The sequence below is a fragment of the Sphingosinicella sp. genome, assembly GCF_041916975.1.
GTDB lineage: Bacteria > Pseudomonadota > Alphaproteobacteria > Sphingomonadales > Sphingomonadaceae > Sphingosinicella.
In genome coordinates, this window is sequence record NZ_JAYRYK010000001.1 from 1,878,914 (window position 1) to 1,894,514 (window position 15,601).

11 protein-coding genes are annotated in these 15,601 nt (G+C 64.7%); 7 read left to right on the top strand and 4 right to left on the bottom strand.

Annotated features, from left to right (window positions below; translation table 11 throughout):
* Positions 1-22: 22 nt before the first annotated feature.
* The 4 genes from ACE3TJ_RS08825 to ACE3TJ_RS08840 form a co-directional block, all read right to left on the bottom strand.
* Positions 23-2,350 carry a TonB-dependent receptor gene (locus tag ACE3TJ_RS08825; RefSeq protein ID WP_374595741.1) on the bottom strand — a complete coding sequence of 776 codons (2,328 nt, stop codon included), beginning with the start codon at positions 2,348-2,350 and terminating at the stop codon, positions 23-25.
* Between the two features lie 226 nt (positions 2,351-2,576).
* Positions 2,577-3,845, bottom strand: coding sequence for an amino acid permease (locus ACE3TJ_RS08830; protein ID WP_374595742.1), 1,269 nt, complete (start codon positions 3,843-3,845; stop codon positions 2,577-2,579).
* A complete protein-coding gene (locus tag ACE3TJ_RS08835) occupies positions 3,842-5,140 on the bottom strand; it encodes a spinster family MFS transporter (protein WP_374595743.1) in 1,299 nt (432 codons plus the stop codon). Before ACE3TJ_RS08835 ends, ACE3TJ_RS08830 begins: the two co-directional genes overlap by 4 nt.
* Before the next feature lie 353 nt (positions 5,141-5,493).
* Positions 5,494-8,607, bottom strand: a complete 3,114-nt coding sequence (locus tag ACE3TJ_RS08840; protein WP_374595744.1) for an autotransporter domain-containing protein — start codon at positions 8,605-8,607, stop codon at positions 5,494-5,496.
* A 237-nt stretch (positions 8,608-8,844) separates the two neighbouring features.
* Between ACE3TJ_RS08840 and ACE3TJ_RS08845 the strand changes: the two genes are divergently transcribed.
* From ACE3TJ_RS08845 to ACE3TJ_RS08875, 7 genes are all read left to right on the top strand, one after another.
* Positions 8,845-10,365 carry an AMP-binding protein gene (locus ACE3TJ_RS08845; protein ID WP_374595745.1) on the top strand — a complete coding sequence of 507 codons (1,521 nt, stop codon included), beginning with the start codon at positions 8,845-8,847 and terminating at the stop codon, positions 10,363-10,365.
* Between the two features lie 60 nt (positions 10,366-10,425).
* Complete coding sequence (locus tag ACE3TJ_RS08850; protein WP_374595746.1) at positions 10,426-11,361, top strand: TraB/GumN family protein; 936 nt, start codon at positions 10,426-10,428, stop codon at positions 11,359-11,361.
* Positions 11,362-11,469: 108 nt separating this feature from the next.
* Positions 11,470-12,087, top strand: a complete 618-nt coding sequence (locus ACE3TJ_RS08855) for a 50S ribosomal protein L25/general stress protein Ctc (protein ID WP_374595747.1) — start codon at positions 11,470-11,472, stop codon at positions 12,085-12,087.
* A gap of 42 nt (positions 12,088-12,129) precedes the next feature.
* Positions 12,130-12,711, top strand: a complete 582-nt coding sequence (gene pth, locus ACE3TJ_RS08860) for an aminoacyl-tRNA hydrolase (RefSeq protein WP_374595748.1) — start codon at positions 12,130-12,132, stop codon at positions 12,709-12,711.
* Positions 12,712-12,715: 4 nt separating this feature from the next.
* The gene (ychF, locus tag ACE3TJ_RS08865) at positions 12,716-13,816 is read left to right on the top strand and encodes a redox-regulated ATPase YchF (protein WP_374595749.1); all 1,101 of its coding nucleotides are present in this window, start codon (positions 12,716-12,718) and stop codon (positions 13,814-13,816) included.
* 41 nt (positions 13,817-13,857) lie between these two features.
* Positions 13,858-15,102, top strand: coding sequence for an ectonucleotide pyrophosphatase/phosphodiesterase (locus ACE3TJ_RS08870; RefSeq protein ID WP_374599356.1), 1,245 nt, complete (start codon positions 13,858-13,860; stop codon positions 15,100-15,102).
* Positions 15,103-15,153: 51 nt separating this feature from the next.
* Positions 15,154-15,600, top strand: coding sequence for a MaoC family dehydratase (locus ACE3TJ_RS08875; RefSeq protein ID WP_374599358.1), 447 nt, complete (start codon positions 15,154-15,156; stop codon positions 15,598-15,600).
* Position 15,601 lies beyond the last annotated feature (1 nt).

The window sequence follows — 15,601 nt, forward strand, 5'->3', positions numbered from 1 at the left end:
CGGGACAATCAGCAACCGAAGTTTAGAAACTCCACCCGAGTTTGATACCGAAGTTACGCGGCTGCACCGGAACCTCGTAGACTTTCGAGCAGACCGAAGGCGTGCACGAGGTAAGGCGCGTCATCTCGCCGCGCTCATCGAACAGATTGCGCACGTAGAACGAAGCGCGCCAGTCACCTCGGCTGATCCCCGCACTCAGATCGACGGTCGTGAAGCCGGGGATCCGTCCGACGACCATACGATCGCGCGCGCGCAGGCTTGGCCACATCGAAGCCTGATATGCGCCCGCCGCCTCGACGAACAGGTCGGAGTCGCCCATCGTCCAGTCATAGCGAACCGACAGGGTTCCCTTGTAGCGGGATGAGAACGGAAGGCGCGTTCCCGCCGCTGCGATCGGTGTCGCGCAATCGGTAATCGGATCGCCGTCGGCATCGATACGACCGCAATAATTCTCCCTGAGCTTGGGATCGAGGATCGAGCCGGCGGCCGAGATGGAAAGACCTCCGGAAAGTGCCGCCCCGAGATCGAATTCAAGACCCCGTACACGGCCGCGACCAACGTTGCGAATCTGCCCGCTTCCGTTTGCGCCCTGCACCGCAATCTGGAATCCATCCCAATTGCTGTTGAACAGCGCGCCGTTGAAGCGGAACCGCCCGCCATCCCAGCTCGTCTTCCAGCCGAATTCATAATTGTCGAGATAGTCCGGCTGATAAGGTTCGACGCGCGGATCGCGGTTGATGCCGCCCGAGCGGAAACCCCGCGAATAGGTCGCATAGATCATGCGATCCGCATCGATCTTCCAGGTCACGTTAAGTTTGCCGATGGCGCCTTCGTTCTTGGCGTCTGCATCCACGTTGGTGCATGGCCCGGTCCCGACCCGCGTGGGGCCGACACACAATGCTTCGTAGGCGCGAATGCCGAACCAGCCGACCAGGCTCTGTTTCGACTTGAAGAGGCGACCGCCGCCGGTGATCGAAAGATTCGGCAGAAGATCGTAGGTCACTTCGCCGAACAGCGCGAGATCGCGATCGCGGCGGCGCTGATCGGTCAGCCAGACAACGCCCGGAAAATTGCGAACCGATACGGCCTCGCCAAGGCCCGCGATCTGATATTCGTTGTGCAGACTATCCTGCTGGAACTGGTAGAATCCGCCGAGCGTGACGCGAAGCGGCTTGTCGGCCGGCGAAGAGACACGCAATTCATGGCTCGTCTTTTTGAATCCGGTCCGCGCGTGCGTGTATTGCGACGGATCGATCGGAACGCCGCCATCGTCAACCCACGTCGAACCCAGGCCGTAGAGTTGATCGTAGTAATAGGAATAATCCGAATAATCGAAATGACTTTCCAGCTTCCGATCAAGATAGGCGCCCGCATAGGTGATATCGAAATCCGCGATCTTGCCTTCGATCGTAAGCGCGGCCTGCCAGTAGCGATCCTTGCGCCTGTCATCGAAAAACCGGCTGACGTTGAGATCGCCGTCCGCAGCCACCTGATAAGGCACGCCGTGCGAATTGGTCTGCTGTCCCATCAGGCTCGTCGTGACGGTCCAGTCTTCATCGAGATCGATGCGCAGCGCCGCACGCGCGCCCGTGACATCGACATCGTTGAAATCGTCCCCCGCGACCGTTGCGTTTGTGCGGGTCACGCCCGACGTCGGGTAGAAGCGCGATGCGGGAACATTGTCGATATAGCCGGCATCATGGCGGCGCCAGGCGACCGTGCGCAAGGTGATGTTGTCGGCGAGCGGAACGTTCAGCATGGCACCGAACGAATAGCCGAGCCCACCGTGAGAGATGGCGTTGCCGTTCACATCGATGCGCCCGGAGAACACGCCCGGTTCCGGCTTGTTGGTGATGATGCGCAGTGTTCCCGATTGGGAACTCGCGCCGTAAAGCGTGCCCTGCGGACCCGCGAGCGCTTCAACGCGGGCTATGTCGTACATGTGGATGTCTAGCGTACCCTGGATCGTGGTCACGGGCTGCTCGTCGAGATAGACGCCCACGCTTGGAAGCGAACCGGAAGCGCCGCCATCGGGTCCGCTCGAAATGCCGCGCATGAAGATGTTGCCGACGCCGGGCGCGACGTGGCGGAACGACACGCTCGGCAGCTGCCGGGCAACGTCCACGAAATCCTTGGCGTTCAAGCGCTCGAGCTTTTCTTCTCCGAGTGCTTGAATGCTGAAGGGAACGCTCTGCAGGCTCTCCTTCCGCTTCTGCGCCGTCACGATAATCTCTTCGAGACCGTTGGCCTCGGCGCCGGCGGTATCCTGCGCATAAGCCGTTCCTACCATCGCCAACAGCGACACGAACCCAAGCGCTGCTTCCAACTGCCTACGGCGATTCCGAGTCATTTTTTGCCCTCCCTGCAACCAAATGTTACATTTCTACTTAATTAAGTATAATGTTACTTTTATTTAAATTTCAAAGCTTACTCTTACATTTTTCTAATTTAGACTATTTGTCAATATCAAGATTGGAGGGAAGGCTCGGCCTAAAAGAAAGTTCATTTAAAACAACGATTAGAAGAGTCAGTGAGGGGAAGGTTCGACTTACCCACGGCCGCGTATTGATGTCGCCTTATCCGTGGCGGCGCGCAAGCAACGGCCAGGCGATGACCGCAGCCACCAACGTGCCCGCCGTCGCGACAAGAACTTCCAAAGGCTGAGTCGCTATGATTGTGATCGCCACCGACGCCCCGGCAGCGCCGAGTGCGACGGAGACATCCGGCCCCTGCGTATTGCCGCTCCGGCGCAGTCGGAAAAGCGCCGCAGCAGCGATGGCATAAACGCACAACATCACTATCACCGCCGCATTGATGACCACCGTGAATTGCCTGGCGAGAGACGCATCCGCGATCAGGAGCGCGATGACAGTCAGAAGCGCGCCGTTTGCCAGGATGTTCGCCGGAGACGGACCGTGTTCGCGTGCTGTGCCCGGCCGCCGGACCATCACCGCAAGCCGGCCCGATTCAGCGGTGAGAAGGATCCAGCCGCCGAGCGTGCCGCAGGCTCGAAGCGCGGCGCAGAGGGCTACGAAAGCGCCAAGCCCGGCACCGAACAGCCGATTTGCGGCGTCGGCGAACGGCGCATCAGAACCTGCGAGCACAGACGCAGGCAATATGCCCGTAATCATCGTGCAGGCCGACAGATAGACGACTGCGGCGCCGAGAACGCCGAGAATGGTCGCCCGGGGCACCGTGACGGCTGGATTGTGAACCATCGCCGCCGCCAGCCCGGCGCTTTCCAGACCGAGAAACGCCCAGAGGATAGTGACCACCGTCGGCGGCAACGCCGCAGACAGCGACGTGCCGGTTACATTCCACGAATCCCGAAAAACGGCCGGATCGAACCAGAACCAGCCGACCGTCGCCGCGATCAACACGGGGATCAACCCCAGTGCCAGCGTCCAGCCCTCCAGCCGTGCCACGAGCCGCGGCCCGAAAAGAGCAAGCAAGGAGAAGCTCCACAATATGCCGAGCGTCACGACGGTCGTGACCTTGCCTGTGATCGCCGGAAAGATGGCCGAAAGATAACCCGTCGTCGCGACCGCGAGCGCGATGTTGCCGAGCACGCCTTGTAGCCAGTAAAACGCGGCGGCGACGAATGCCGTCCGCGACCCGAACGCCTCGCCGATCCGGCTGATGAAATCCGCCCCGCGGCCGTCCGACGCGAGCCGCGCGAAAACCGAGGCGAAAAGCAGTGCCACCGCGATGGCTGTGAACCATGCCAGCAGGCTTGATGACCCTACGGCGCCAAGACTCGCCGGAAGCAGATACACGCCTGAACCCATCATCGATCCCGCGACGAAGAGCGTTGCGAGCCCAAGACCCAACTTGGCGTCCTTCATGCGGTGCCTCCCACGGTAAGGGGTCCGGTGTTCCGCCGTCCCCCTTCCCGGACCAGCGCGCGCGCGACTGCCAGATGGAGACAGATCGTGATGACGATCATCGGAATGAGTGCGACATAGGCGGCAAGCAACGACCGTTCACCGAGCATGGGCCGCGTGAGATCGCTGACCCACCCCATGAACAAGGGGCCGCCGCCGAGGCCGAGAATATTGACGACGAAAAGCAGAGTTGCCCCGGCGAGGGTTCGCCCTTCCGCCGGTGAGCGATTTTGCACGATCGCCAGCGCAGGCGCGAGATAGGTCTTGTGAAGCAGCGCCGGCATGGCCACGCACACAAGAGCGAGCGGCCATGATTCGACCAGGATCAGACCGACATGCCCCGGAATCGAAAGTGCGAAGGCAAGCGCGGGCACCCATGCATACCAGCGCACATCCCGCACCGCGAGGCGATCGACCAGCCATCCTGCACCGAAAATGCCGATGACCCCGGCAATGCCCAGAACCAAGCTGTAGTAGGTTGCGATCTCGGTCAGGCTCATGCCCTTCACCCGGGCGAGAAGCGAGGGATTCCAGTTGAGCATGGCATATCCCACGAAGGAGGACATGCCTCCGGCAAGCGCTGTCAATCTCAGGGTCGGGTCGGCGAAAAAGGCAAGCATCGCGCGCCCGATCGTCGGCATCGGCGTATCGTCCCAGGGTGGCCGGGCGGGGTCGTTTCCGCCGCGCACCGGCTCGCGAACGACAAGCAGCAGGATGAGCGCAAGAAGCACACCCGGCGCACCGATCACGATAAACGCAGTCCGCCAACCGTAATGCGCGGCAATCCAGCCGCCGAGCGCAGTGCCTGCAGCTGCCCCAAGCGGAACCCCGAGCGAAAAGAGCCCGAACGCCCCCGCACGGCGCTCGGGCGGAAAATAATCGGCAAGCAGACTGTAGGACGGCGGCGCTCCGCCCGCTTCCCCTACCCCCACCATCATTCTCGCCAGCGCGAGTTGGACGAAGGACTGGGCATAACCGCAAGCGACGGTGAAAAGGCTCCAGATCGCGCAGGCTGCCGCCATGATTGATACACGCCGATAGCGGTCGCAGAGCCGCGCGACGGGCAATCCGCATATCGTGTAGAAGAGTGCGAAGCCGAGGCCGGACACCAGGCCAAGCTGGGCGTCCGAGAGATCCATTTCGGCACGGATCGGCTCCTGCAGGATCGACACCAATTGCCGATCCATGAAGTTGAACATGTAGATCAGCGCCAGGTAGCAGGTCACGAAATAGGGGTATCGGTCCCGATCCATCATTTTTGCCTCCCCGCCTCGCCGTGCGCGAAAAACAAAAATGTCTAGTTTAGAAATTTTGTCAATTCATTCCATCCGTAGCTCGTGAAGAATGCGTTGGAGCCACCTTGGGCGACCTGGTTGAGGACGCTGAGCCGGCGGCGACCAAGCGGCAACGTTTCCTGGCCCCGGGTTGCTAACAGCGAGGGGCGCCGCCGCACGAATCCTTCGTGGCACCCGCGACTAAATCGGGGTGTTGATATGACAAAAGTGTTCCCGAGAACCGGCGCGCAGCGTACCTAAGGGTACGTGAGCCAAGGCAAGCGGAGAAAGCCGCCGTTTGCAGCCCGGTCTGGGCGAAACGGCGGCACCTTTCCCTAGAAGTGCATCGCCAATGACATGGTCAGCGCATCGTTGGCGTAGCCCGAGCCGCCTTCGCGGTCGTAGTTCACGCCAAGCGCCGTGCGCCCGCCGATGTAGTTCGCGCTCGCGCCCGCGCGCCAGCCGCTGTCGAGCGAGGACTTCGATTCGAGGTAGAAGGCCGCGCCCGTCGCCACGAACTGGCCCTTCGTGCCGATCACCTGATCGCCTGCGAGGCGGTAGATGTAGGCGCCGCGCATCTCCAGCCACAGCTCGCCGTCGCCGAGCGGGATGCCGTAGCCGAGTGCCAGCTTCGATGTGCCGCGCACGAGATCGAATGACACGCTGTCGATATCGAGGTTGAGCGCGTCGGCGCCATCCTCGGTGTAGCCGTCCTGCTTCACCTTCAGGAAATTGATGTTGTTGCTGGGCGTGACCCGCAGCCGCTTGCCGAGCGGCATCTCGTAGCCGACGGTGAGGTTGCCCGAAAGCTGCGAGCCGTCGAACTTCGCCTCTGCTTCACGGTCCAGCCCGCCGAACGTAATGACGCGGCGGCTGCGATAGTTGTTCATCGCGTAGCCCGCGGTCGCATCCACGAACACGCGCCCGAACCGGATCGTCGTGTAGATGTCGCCCTGCAGGTTCTTCACGACGAGCGGGCTGTCCGCAAGCCCGTCCGGATCGATCTCGCTCGAAATGTAGCTGAGACCAACGCCGACCGCCGCCTTTTCGCCCATGAGAAGGTCGCCGCCAACGGTGAGGCCGTAGGAGTTGCCGTCGAAGGCCGGATCGTTGTCCCGCTCCTTCTTGCTGAAGAAGTTGCCGGTCTGCTGGATCCACACGCCGAAGCGGGCGCGCTCCACCGCGTCGATGCCGCCGCCGTGGAACGACTGGCGGATCGTCTGCATCCGGTGGCCGAGCACGCCGAAACCGGCGTCCTGATTGGCGATCAGCACGCGCGCCGCGGCGCTGCCGAACGTCGTCGGCGTCATCTGGCGCACGGCGGCCTGCACCGAGGCTTCGTCGCGAAGCGCATTCACCGCGCTCGTCAGCGCCTGCTCCTCGGCAAGCGCGCCGATCGAAGCTTCGTAGATCTTGCTGTATTCGCTGCTGAGGCCCAGCTCGCTGCCGCCCTTGCGCCGCAGATCGATGCTGATCGAGTCCGCGTCCACGGTCACGTCGTCGACGGCGTAGATATAGGGCACGCTGTCGGCGGTGAGAATCGTGCCCGGGTGGTCGGTGGTGAGGCCGCCGCCGGCACTGACAACATTGATCGTCCGCTCGCCCGCCAGAAGATCGGTGATGTTGAGCTGGATCGTGCTCGTGCCCGTGAAGCTCGCCGCGCCCGCAACGTCGATGCCGGTGAAATCCGTGCCGACGTCGAGGATGATCTTCGAGGCGCCGGACGCGTTCAGGCTCTGGAGCGCAAGGCTGTCCTGCCCCGTAAGGTCGAGCGTGCCGCCGGTCATGCCGAGCGCAAGCGTGCCGCCGGTCGCGGACAGGCCGCCGGAAATCGTGCCGCCGCTGATGTTGAGCGCGTTGGTGCCGCCGCCGAAGCTGATGGCGCCGGTGATCGTCCCGCCCGTGACGTTCATCGTGTCGCTGCCCGCCCCGAGGCGCACCGCGCCGTCGATCGTGCCCGAGTTGTTCAGCGTGACGGCCGTGGCGCTCGCCGAGGTATCGATCGCGTAAGCGGCGACGTTCTCGCCGCTGAAGCCTGTCGCATCGATCGTGCCGCTGTTGGTGATCGTGGAAACGTTCCCGGCCGAATAGATGCCGTAGGCGGTCCGGTTGTTGCCGTTCGCGATTACCTGGATCGTGCCGCTGTTCGTCACCGAATTCACCGCCGCGCCCGAAGCGACGCGGATGCCGTATGCGTTGCCGCCCACGCCGAAGGTGCCGTCGCTGTTCGCGGTGCGGTTGCCGCGCACGGTGATGCGGCCGCCGTTCACGATATCGGGGGCGATGCCGCCGTCGCCGACGCGGATGCCGCTTGCCGACGCATCGATCGCGGAGGCGCTGATGCTGCCGCTCGACTGGTTGTTGATGCCGCCGCCGACGCTCGCCGTGAAGCCGTTGCCGCCCACCACACGAATCGCGTCGGTCTCGCGGCCCGCGGTGCTGCCGCTCACCGTGACCACCGAGCGGTTGACGATGCCGTAGGCGTCCGCGCCCGTGCCGACATTGCCGACGACGGTGTTCGCCGTGCCGGTGGCGCCGGGCGACACGAGGATCGCCGGCGCGCCGCCGAGCGCCGCCACGGTGCCCGCAACGAGCGTGTGCTTGGTGGTATCGACATCCGCCGGTGCGACGCGGTTGCCGTCGGCATCCACATAGTAGCGGTCGTTGACGAAGCCGCCGCCGACCGTGCCCGAGATGAGCACGCTCGCCTTGCCCGCCACGGCGGGAACGACAGTTCCGTCCGAACTCGTCGTCTGCGACACGCCGGTGGCGATGGTGCCCGCGTTCGCGATGCCGCCGCCGACCGCGCCAGTAACCGCGAGCGCAGCGCCGTCCGCGCCGGTCGAAGAAACCCCGCCCGTCACCTTCACGTTGCCGGTAACCTCGCCGGACATGGAAACAGCGGTGGAGCGCGCGCCCGTCACCGAAACGCCGTTCACGCCGAGATTGCCGTTGAGCCGCGAGGTCACGGAAACGCCGTAGGAGTCCGTGCCGCCTACCGTGATCGAGCTGGCTGCGCCGCTCACCACGTTGCCGGTGAACGTGCCAGTGCCGCCGATCAGCAGGCCGACGTTGTTGGTGCCGACCGCGTCGCTCGCGCCGGTGCCCGTCACCTGGATCGTGCCATTGTTGGTGATCGTTCCCGAAAGCCCGCCCCCGGGCGTCACCACAGCGACGCCGGTGCCGTTCGACTGCGTCGTCGTCTTCACCGTGCGCGAGGCGTTCACCGTCACGCTATTGCTGGAATCGACCGTGATCGCCGTGCCGCTCGAAACATCGACGGTACCGTCGACGATGACGTTGCCGGGGCCGCTGTTCGCGTTCGATGTGGTGATCGCCGTATTGCGTGTGCCCGTAACGGTCAAATCCGCCGCGGCGGCCGGCCCGGCGGCAAGCGCGATCAGGGAAACGCTGGCGATAAACGACGAGGTGACGCGGAACGTGCTCATGGGGCCCTTTCAGATACTGCCAACGGCACCGCGCATGACCAGAAGCCCACCCCACTCGGGCCACCGGAACGCCGCACGATACCGCCTCCCTGGCGCTTCGAAACGCTATGTGGCGGATAGGGCCAAGCCCCGCCGCCGTCAATGGTCCGGCCCCTGCCCGCCTACCTGACGAAGCCGCCAGCGTGTCTTTGTGCAACAGCTTTTGATAGCGTTGGCAGCGGGAGGACTAAAATCACCATGCATCCACATGTTTTTGCCGAAAAGACCCCCGACAAGACCGCGATCATCATCGCCGAGACAGCCGAAACGCTCACCTACGGGGGACTTGAAGCTCTATCCAACCGCGTCGCGCAGCTCATCCGCGCGCACGATCTGAAGCGCGGCGACGTGGTCGCACTGATGATGGAAAACAGCCTGGAGTTCATCCCGATCTGCTGGGGCGCGCAGCGGTCCGGCATCGTGTTCACGGCGATGTCGACCAAGCTCGGGCTGGATGAGGCCCAGTATATCCTCACCGATTCCGGTGCGAAGATGCTGTTCGCGAGCCCCGGCCTCGCCGACGTTGCAGCGGGGCTCGAAGTGCCCGGCCCGCGCTTTGCCGTGGGCGGCGCGATTCCGGGTTTCGAGGATTTCGGTGCGGCCATCGCCGCGATGCCGGACACGCGCATCGCCGACGAATCGCAGGGCCGCGACATGCTCTATTCGTCGGGCACCACCGGCCGCCCCAAGGGCGTGATCGGACCGCTTCCCGAAGGCCCGCTCGACGAACCCAGCCCGCTCTTCATGCTGACGAAGATGCTCTACGGCTTCGACGCCGACATGATCTATCTGTCGCCAGCGCCGCTCTATCATGCGGCGCCGCTGCGCTATTCGATGTCGGTGCACCGCGCGGGCGGAACGCTCGTCGTGATGAAGAAATTCGACCCGGAGCGCTATCTCGCGCTCGTCGAGCAATACCGCATCACGCACACGCAGGTGGTCCCGACGATGTTCGTGCGGATGCTGAAGCTGCCCGACGACATCCGCGCGCGCCACGATCTTTCGAGCCTCAAGGTGGCGATCCATGCCGCCGCGCCCTGCCCGGTCGAGGTGAAGCGCCGCATGATCGACTGGTGGGGCGAGACGATCTACGAATATTACGCCTCCACCGAAGGCACCGGCTTCTGCGCGGTGAGCCCGCAGGAATGGCTGAAAAAGCCCGGCACGGTCGGCCGCTCGCTCGTCGGCGAAATCCGCATCCTCGACGAGGAGGACAATGCATTGCCGCCCGGCCGCGAGGGCCGCATCTATTTCGCGGGCGGCGGCGAGTTCGCCTATCACAACGACCCCGAAAAGACGAAAGGCGCCCAGCACCCGGAGCACGGCGCCACGTTCGGCGACATCGGCTACCTCGATGAGGACGGCTATCTCTTCCTCACCGACCGCGCCGCCTACATGATCATCACCGGCGGCGTGAACGTCTATCCGCAGGAAGCCGAAAACGTGCTCGTCATGCACCCAAAGGTGTCGGACGTCGCGGTGTTCGGCATCCCCCACGAGGAGATGGGCGAGGAGGTGAAGGCCGTCGTGCAACCGCGCGACTGGGCGGACGCCGGCCCGGCGCTGGAAGCCGAGCTCATCGCCTTCGCCCGCGCCCAGCTCAGCCATGTCAAATGCCCGCGCTCGATCGATTTCGAGGTGGAACTGCCGCGGCACGACACCGGCAAGCTTTACAAGCGCCTGCTCAAGGACCGTTACAAGGCGGCCGACACGCGTTAATCCCTCCGACAGACGGCTTGTCCTACGGCAGAGCCACGAGAACCGGACGGGAAAGACATGATGGGTCGCATATTGGGAGCGCTCGCGGCGGCGGCGATGCTGGTCGCGTGCACGGGCGAAGCACCGGGCACCGCGAAGGAAAAAGCGGCAGCGCCCGCCACCGGCGCCGCGGTCTCTGCCGCATCGGGCAAGGGCCCGGCGCTGTGGGCGGTGAAGGACGCCGACACGACGATCTACCTGTTCGGCACGATCCACATGCTGCCCGAGGGCACGCAGTGGCTGATGCCGCCGATCGCGAAGGCGTTCGACGCCTCCGACACGCTCGTGCTCGAAGTGCTCGGTACCAACGACGCGAAGGTGACGACGCCGATCATCCTCAAGATGGGCTACACGCCCGGCCTGCCGCCGCTCGCCGAGCGCGTGCCCGCGGACGATCGCGCCGAGCTTGCCGCCGCGATCACGCACGCCGGCGTTCCGGGGCCCGCGCTCGATGCGATGGAAACCTGGCTCGCCACCATGTCGCTCTCCACCGCACGCATCCAGAAGCTCGGCTACGGCATCGAGGGCGGCGTCGAATATCAGCTCTCCACGCGCGCCGCCGCGCAGCGCAAGCGGATCGAAGGGCTGGAGACGATGACCGAGCAGCTCGGCTTCTTCGATACGCTGCCCGAGGCCGAGCAGCGCACGCTCCTCGTCAACTCGCTCGACGACATCACGGACATCGACGCCGTCATCAAAAGCGCGGTGAAAAGCTGGCAGGCAGGCGATGTCGATGCCGTCGCCGAGCTGCTGGAGGACGACACGCGCGATTCGCCCGGCCTCGCCAAGCGCCTGCTCACCGACCGCAATCTCAATTGGGCGAACTGGATCGAAAAGCGCCTCGAAACCACGCCCGGCATCGTGTTCATGGCCGTCGGCACGGGGCACCTTGCAGGGAAGGACAGCGTGCAGTCGATGCTGGAGGCCAAGGGCCTGAAGGTCGAACGGCTGAACTAACCCCGAATCCCTTGCATTTCCGCGCTTCGGCGTGTAGGGGCACCGCTTCCCGAGCGGCTGGTCATCCCTGGAGGCGGCCGCGGGGATTGAGAAAATGGAGAGATACAGATGAGTGAAGCGCTGAAGCTCGCGGCTGAAGCGCGCGACCGGGCAGGCAAGGGAGCCTCCCGTGCAATCCGTCGCGAAGGCCGCGTACCCGCCGTGATTTACGGCGACAAGAAGGAACCGGTGCAGGTCCATGTCGAGGCGAAAGCCCTCGTCAAGATGCTGCAGACGGGCCATTTCCTGAACTCGGTGGTCGAGATCGAGATCGGCGGCAAGGCCGAACGCACGCTGCCCCGCGACGTGCAGTTCCACCCCGTCACCGACCGTCCGATCCACGTCGACTTCCTGCGCCTGTCCAAGAATGCGCGCGTCACGGTCGCGGTTCCGGTGCGCTTCACCGATGAAGAAGAGTCGCCCGGCATCAAGCGCGGCGCGGTGCTCAACATCGTCCGCCACGAGGTCGAGCTGATCTGCCCGGCCGACGCGATCCCCGACGATCTCGTTGCCTCGCTGAAGGGCCTCGATGTGGGCGAATCGATCCACATCTCGGCTTTCAAGCTGCCGGCCGGCGCGAAGCCTGTGATCGACGACCGTGACTTCACGGTTGCGACCATCGTTGCCCCGTCGGCGCTGCGCTCGACCGAGGACAGCGAAGCGGCCGCCGCCGAAGGCGCCGCCTGACTCTAGGACGCCCGGCCTTCGCGCCGGGCGTTTCTACGCGCGATGCAGCTGTTCGTCGGCCTCGGCAATCCGGGGAGCGAGTATGCGCTTCACCGGCACAACGTCGGCTTCATGGCTGCCGACACCATCGCCGATGTCCATCGCTTCGGCCCCTGGACGAAGAAGTTCAAGGGATTGATCGCGGATGGCCGCATCGGCACCGAGCGCGTGCTGATCTTGAAACCGCAGACCTTCATGAACGACAGCGGCCGCAGCGTCGGCGAGGCGATACGCTTCTACAAGCTGTCGACCGGCGACGTGACGGTGTTCTACGACGAACTCGACCTCGCGCCCATGAAGGTGAAGGTGAAGACGGGCGGCGGCGCGGCGGGCCACAACGGCATCCGCTCCATCGCCGCGCATATCGGCGAGGATTTTCGCCGCGTCCGCATCGGCATCGGCCACCCGGGCGAGAAGGCGCGGGTGACGGGCCATGTGCTCGGCAACTACGCGAAGACGGAAATAGAGCCGCTCGCTGACCTCCTCGGCGCCATCGCGCGCGAGGCGAGGTGGCTGGCGGCGGGCGACGATGCGCGCTTCATGAGCGACGTGGCGCTCGCCCTGCAAACGAACGGAAAGGCCTGATCTGATGGGTTTCAAGTGCGGTATCGTGGGCCTGCCCAATGTCGGCAAGTCGACGCTTTTCAATGCGCTCACCGAAACGGCGGCCGCCGCCGCGGCGAACTTCCCGTTCTGCACGATCGAGCCCAACGTCGGGCAGGTGCCCGTCCCCGATCCCCGGCTCTACAAGCTCGCCGAGATCGCCGGCTCGCAGAAGATCATCGAAACGCAGCTCGCCTTCGTGGACATTGCCGGCCTCGTGCGCGGCGCCTCGAAGGGCGAAGGCCTCGGCAACCAGTTCCTCGGCAACATCCGCGAGGTGGACGCCATCGTCCACGTGCTGCGCTGCTTCGAGAATGGGGACATCACGCACGTCGATGGCCGCGTCGATCCGATCGCGGACGCCGAAACCGTCGAGACCGAACTGATGCTCTCCGACATCGAGAGCCTCGAGCGGCGCGTGCCCGCGCTCGTCAAGAAGGGCCAGGGCGGCGACAAGGAGGCGAAGATCGCGGGTGCCGTGCTCGGCCGCGCGCTCGAGGTGCTGAAAGAGGGCAAGCCCGCGCGCATGGTCGAAGCGAAGGACGAAGAGGAAGCCCGCGTGCTCGCGCAGGCGCAGCTCCTCACCGCCAAGCCCGTGCTCTACGTCTGCAACGTCGGCGAAGACGAAGCCGCGACCGGCAACGCGCTTTCCGAGAAGGTCGCCGCGAAGGCGAAGGCGGAAGGCGCGGCGAGCGTCGTTATTTCCGCCGCCATCGAGGCCGAGATCAGCCAGATGGACCCGGCCGACCGCCCCGATTTCCTCTCTGACCTCGGGCTCACGGAAACCGGCCTCGCCCGCGTCATCCGCGCCGGCTACGACCTCCTGCACCTCATCACCTTCTTCACCGTCGGCCCCAAGGAAGCCCGCGCGTGGACGGTCGAAAAGGGCGCCACCGCCCCGAATGCCGCTGGTGTCATCCATACCGATTTCGAAAAGGGCTTCATCCGCGCCGAAACCATCGCCTACGATGATTTCACCAGCCTCGGCGGCGAGCACGGCGCGAAGGAAGCGGGCAAGCTTCGCCTCGAAGGCAAGGAGTATTTGGTGAAGGACGGCGACGTCCTCCACTTCCGCTTCAACGTCTAGTCATCCGCCGGTCACGGGGATCACGCAGGGAGATGAGCATGATGCACAATCGCCTCCGCGCCCTGCTTGCCGCCTTCTCCGTCCTCATCCTGTCCGCCTGCGCGGGCACGCAGCGCCCCGCCGCAGCGGTTGCGGTGGAAGCGCGCGCGCCGGTCACGATCCTCATCTCGATCGACGGGCTGCGGCCCGACTATCTGGACCGGGGCGTCTCGCCCAACATCAACGCGCTCGCCGCCTCCGGCGTGAAGGCGTCGATGCGCCCGTCGTTTCCCTCGCTCACCTTCCCGAACCACCACAGCCTCGTCACCGGGCTTCGCCCCGACCGCCACGGCATTGTCGACAACACGATGGTCGACGCGCGCCGTCCCGACGTGCGCTTCACGCTCGGCGATCCACGCCAGTCGCTCGATCCGTTCTGGTGGGACGAGGCTGAGCCGATCTGGGTGACGGCCGAGAAGGCAGGCGTCCGCACCGGCACGATGTTCTGGCCGGGCTCGGAAGTCGCCATCCACGGCACCCGCCCGCAGGACTGGCTGCGCTACGACAAGGCGGTGAGCGGCACGCAGCGCATCAACACCGTGCTCGACTGGATGCGCCGCCCCGCCGCGATCCGCCCGCGCTTCGTCACGCTCTATTTCGACACGGTGGACACGGCCGGCCATGAGCTCGGCCCCGACGCGCCCGAAACCACCGCCGCATTCGCTGAAGTCGACCGCCACGTCGGTGATCTCGTCGCCGGGTTGAAGGCGCTCGGCCAGCCCGCGAACATCATCCTCGTCTCCGATCACGGCATGGGCGCCACGGCTGACGAGCGCGTCATCCGCATCGACCGCATGATTGCCCCGGATGTCGGCACCATCGTCACCGAAGGGCCGCTCTCCGGCGTCAATGCCCTGCCCGGCAAGGACGGCGCTGTGGCCGCGACGCTGCTCGCGCCGCACGGCCATATGCAGTGCTGGCGCAAAGGCACGCTTCCCGCGCACTTCGCCTACGGCAAGAACCCGCGCGTCCCCGAATTCCTGTGCCTTGCGGCGAACGGCTGGGCGATCCAGGCACGCGACCGCGAACATATCCTGAAGGGTATGCACGGCTACGATCCCGCGGCGCCCGACATGGCGGCGCTCTTCATCGCGGCCGGCCCCGCGATTGCGCCCGGTACGACGCTCCCGGTCTTCGACAACATCGATGTCTACCCATTGCTCGCCCGCCTCATCGGCATCGCACCCATTGCGGACACCGATGGGCGCGCCGAAACGCTGGCCCCCGTGCTGGGGACCGCGAATTGACCCCTCCAAATGTGAATTTGTCGGAAGGACGTGCGCGTTATGACGGTTGTCGTGAAATATCTTGAAGACATGAACGTTGGCGATCACGCGGCTTTCGGAAGCTATGCTGTGACGCGCGAGGAGGTTATCAACTTCGCCTCGAAATATGATCCTCAGCCTTTCCATCTCGACGACGAAGCGGCAGCGGCAACCTATTTCGGGCGCCTCTCTGCCAGCGGCTGGCACACGTGCGCGATGACGATGCGTATGATGGTGGAAAACCTAACCGTCGGTGGCCAGGCGTCGCTCGGCTCGCCGGGTATCGACCAGATCCGCTGGCTGAAGCCGGTCTATCCCGGCGACACGCTGCGCGTGGAAACGGTCATCACCGAAATCCGCCCCTCGCGCAGCAAACCCGACATCGGAACGGTGCACAACGACATCACCGTGTTCAACCAGTCGGGCGAGCCGGTGATGACCATGAAATCGATCGGACTGCTGAAGCGCCGTCCAGCCTGAC

Bases quoted from the DNA above. Each gene is read 5' to 3' on its own strand.
- pth (WP_374595748.1), top strand. From the start codon at position 12,130: ATGCAGCTGTTCGTCGGCCTCGGCAATCCGGGGAGCGAGTATGCGCTT.
- ychF (WP_374595749.1), top strand. From the start codon at position 12,716: ATGGGTTTCAAGTGCGGTATCGTGGGCCTGCCCAATGTCGGCAAGTCG.
- ACE3TJ_RS08845 (WP_374595745.1), top strand. From the start codon at position 8,845: ATGCATCCACATGTTTTTGCCGAAAAGACCCCCGACAAGACCGCGATC.
- ACE3TJ_RS08830 (WP_374595742.1), bottom strand. From the start codon at position 3,845: ATGAAGGACGCCAAGTTGGGTCTTGGGCTCGCAACGCTCTTCGTCGCG.
- ACE3TJ_RS08855 (WP_374595747.1), top strand. From the start codon at position 11,470: ATGAGTGAAGCGCTGAAGCTCGCGGCTGAAGCGCGCGACCGGGCAGGC.
- ACE3TJ_RS08835 (WP_374595743.1), bottom strand. From the start codon at position 5,140: ATGATGGATCGGGACCGATACCCCTATTTCGTGACCTGCTACCTGGCG.
- ACE3TJ_RS08825 (WP_374595741.1), bottom strand. From the start codon at position 2,350: ATGACTCGGAATCGCCGTAGGCAGTTGGAAGCAGCGCTTGGGTTCGTG.
- ACE3TJ_RS08850 (WP_374595746.1), top strand. From the start codon at position 10,426: ATGGGTCGCATATTGGGAGCGCTCGCGGCGGCGGCGATGCTGGTCGCG.
- ACE3TJ_RS08840 (WP_374595744.1), bottom strand. From the start codon at position 8,607: ATGAGCACGTTCCGCGTCACCTCGTCGTTTATCGCCAGCGTTTCCCTG.
- ACE3TJ_RS08870 (WP_374599356.1), top strand. From the start codon at position 13,858: ATGCACAATCGCCTCCGCGCCCTGCTTGCCGCCTTCTCCGTCCTCATC.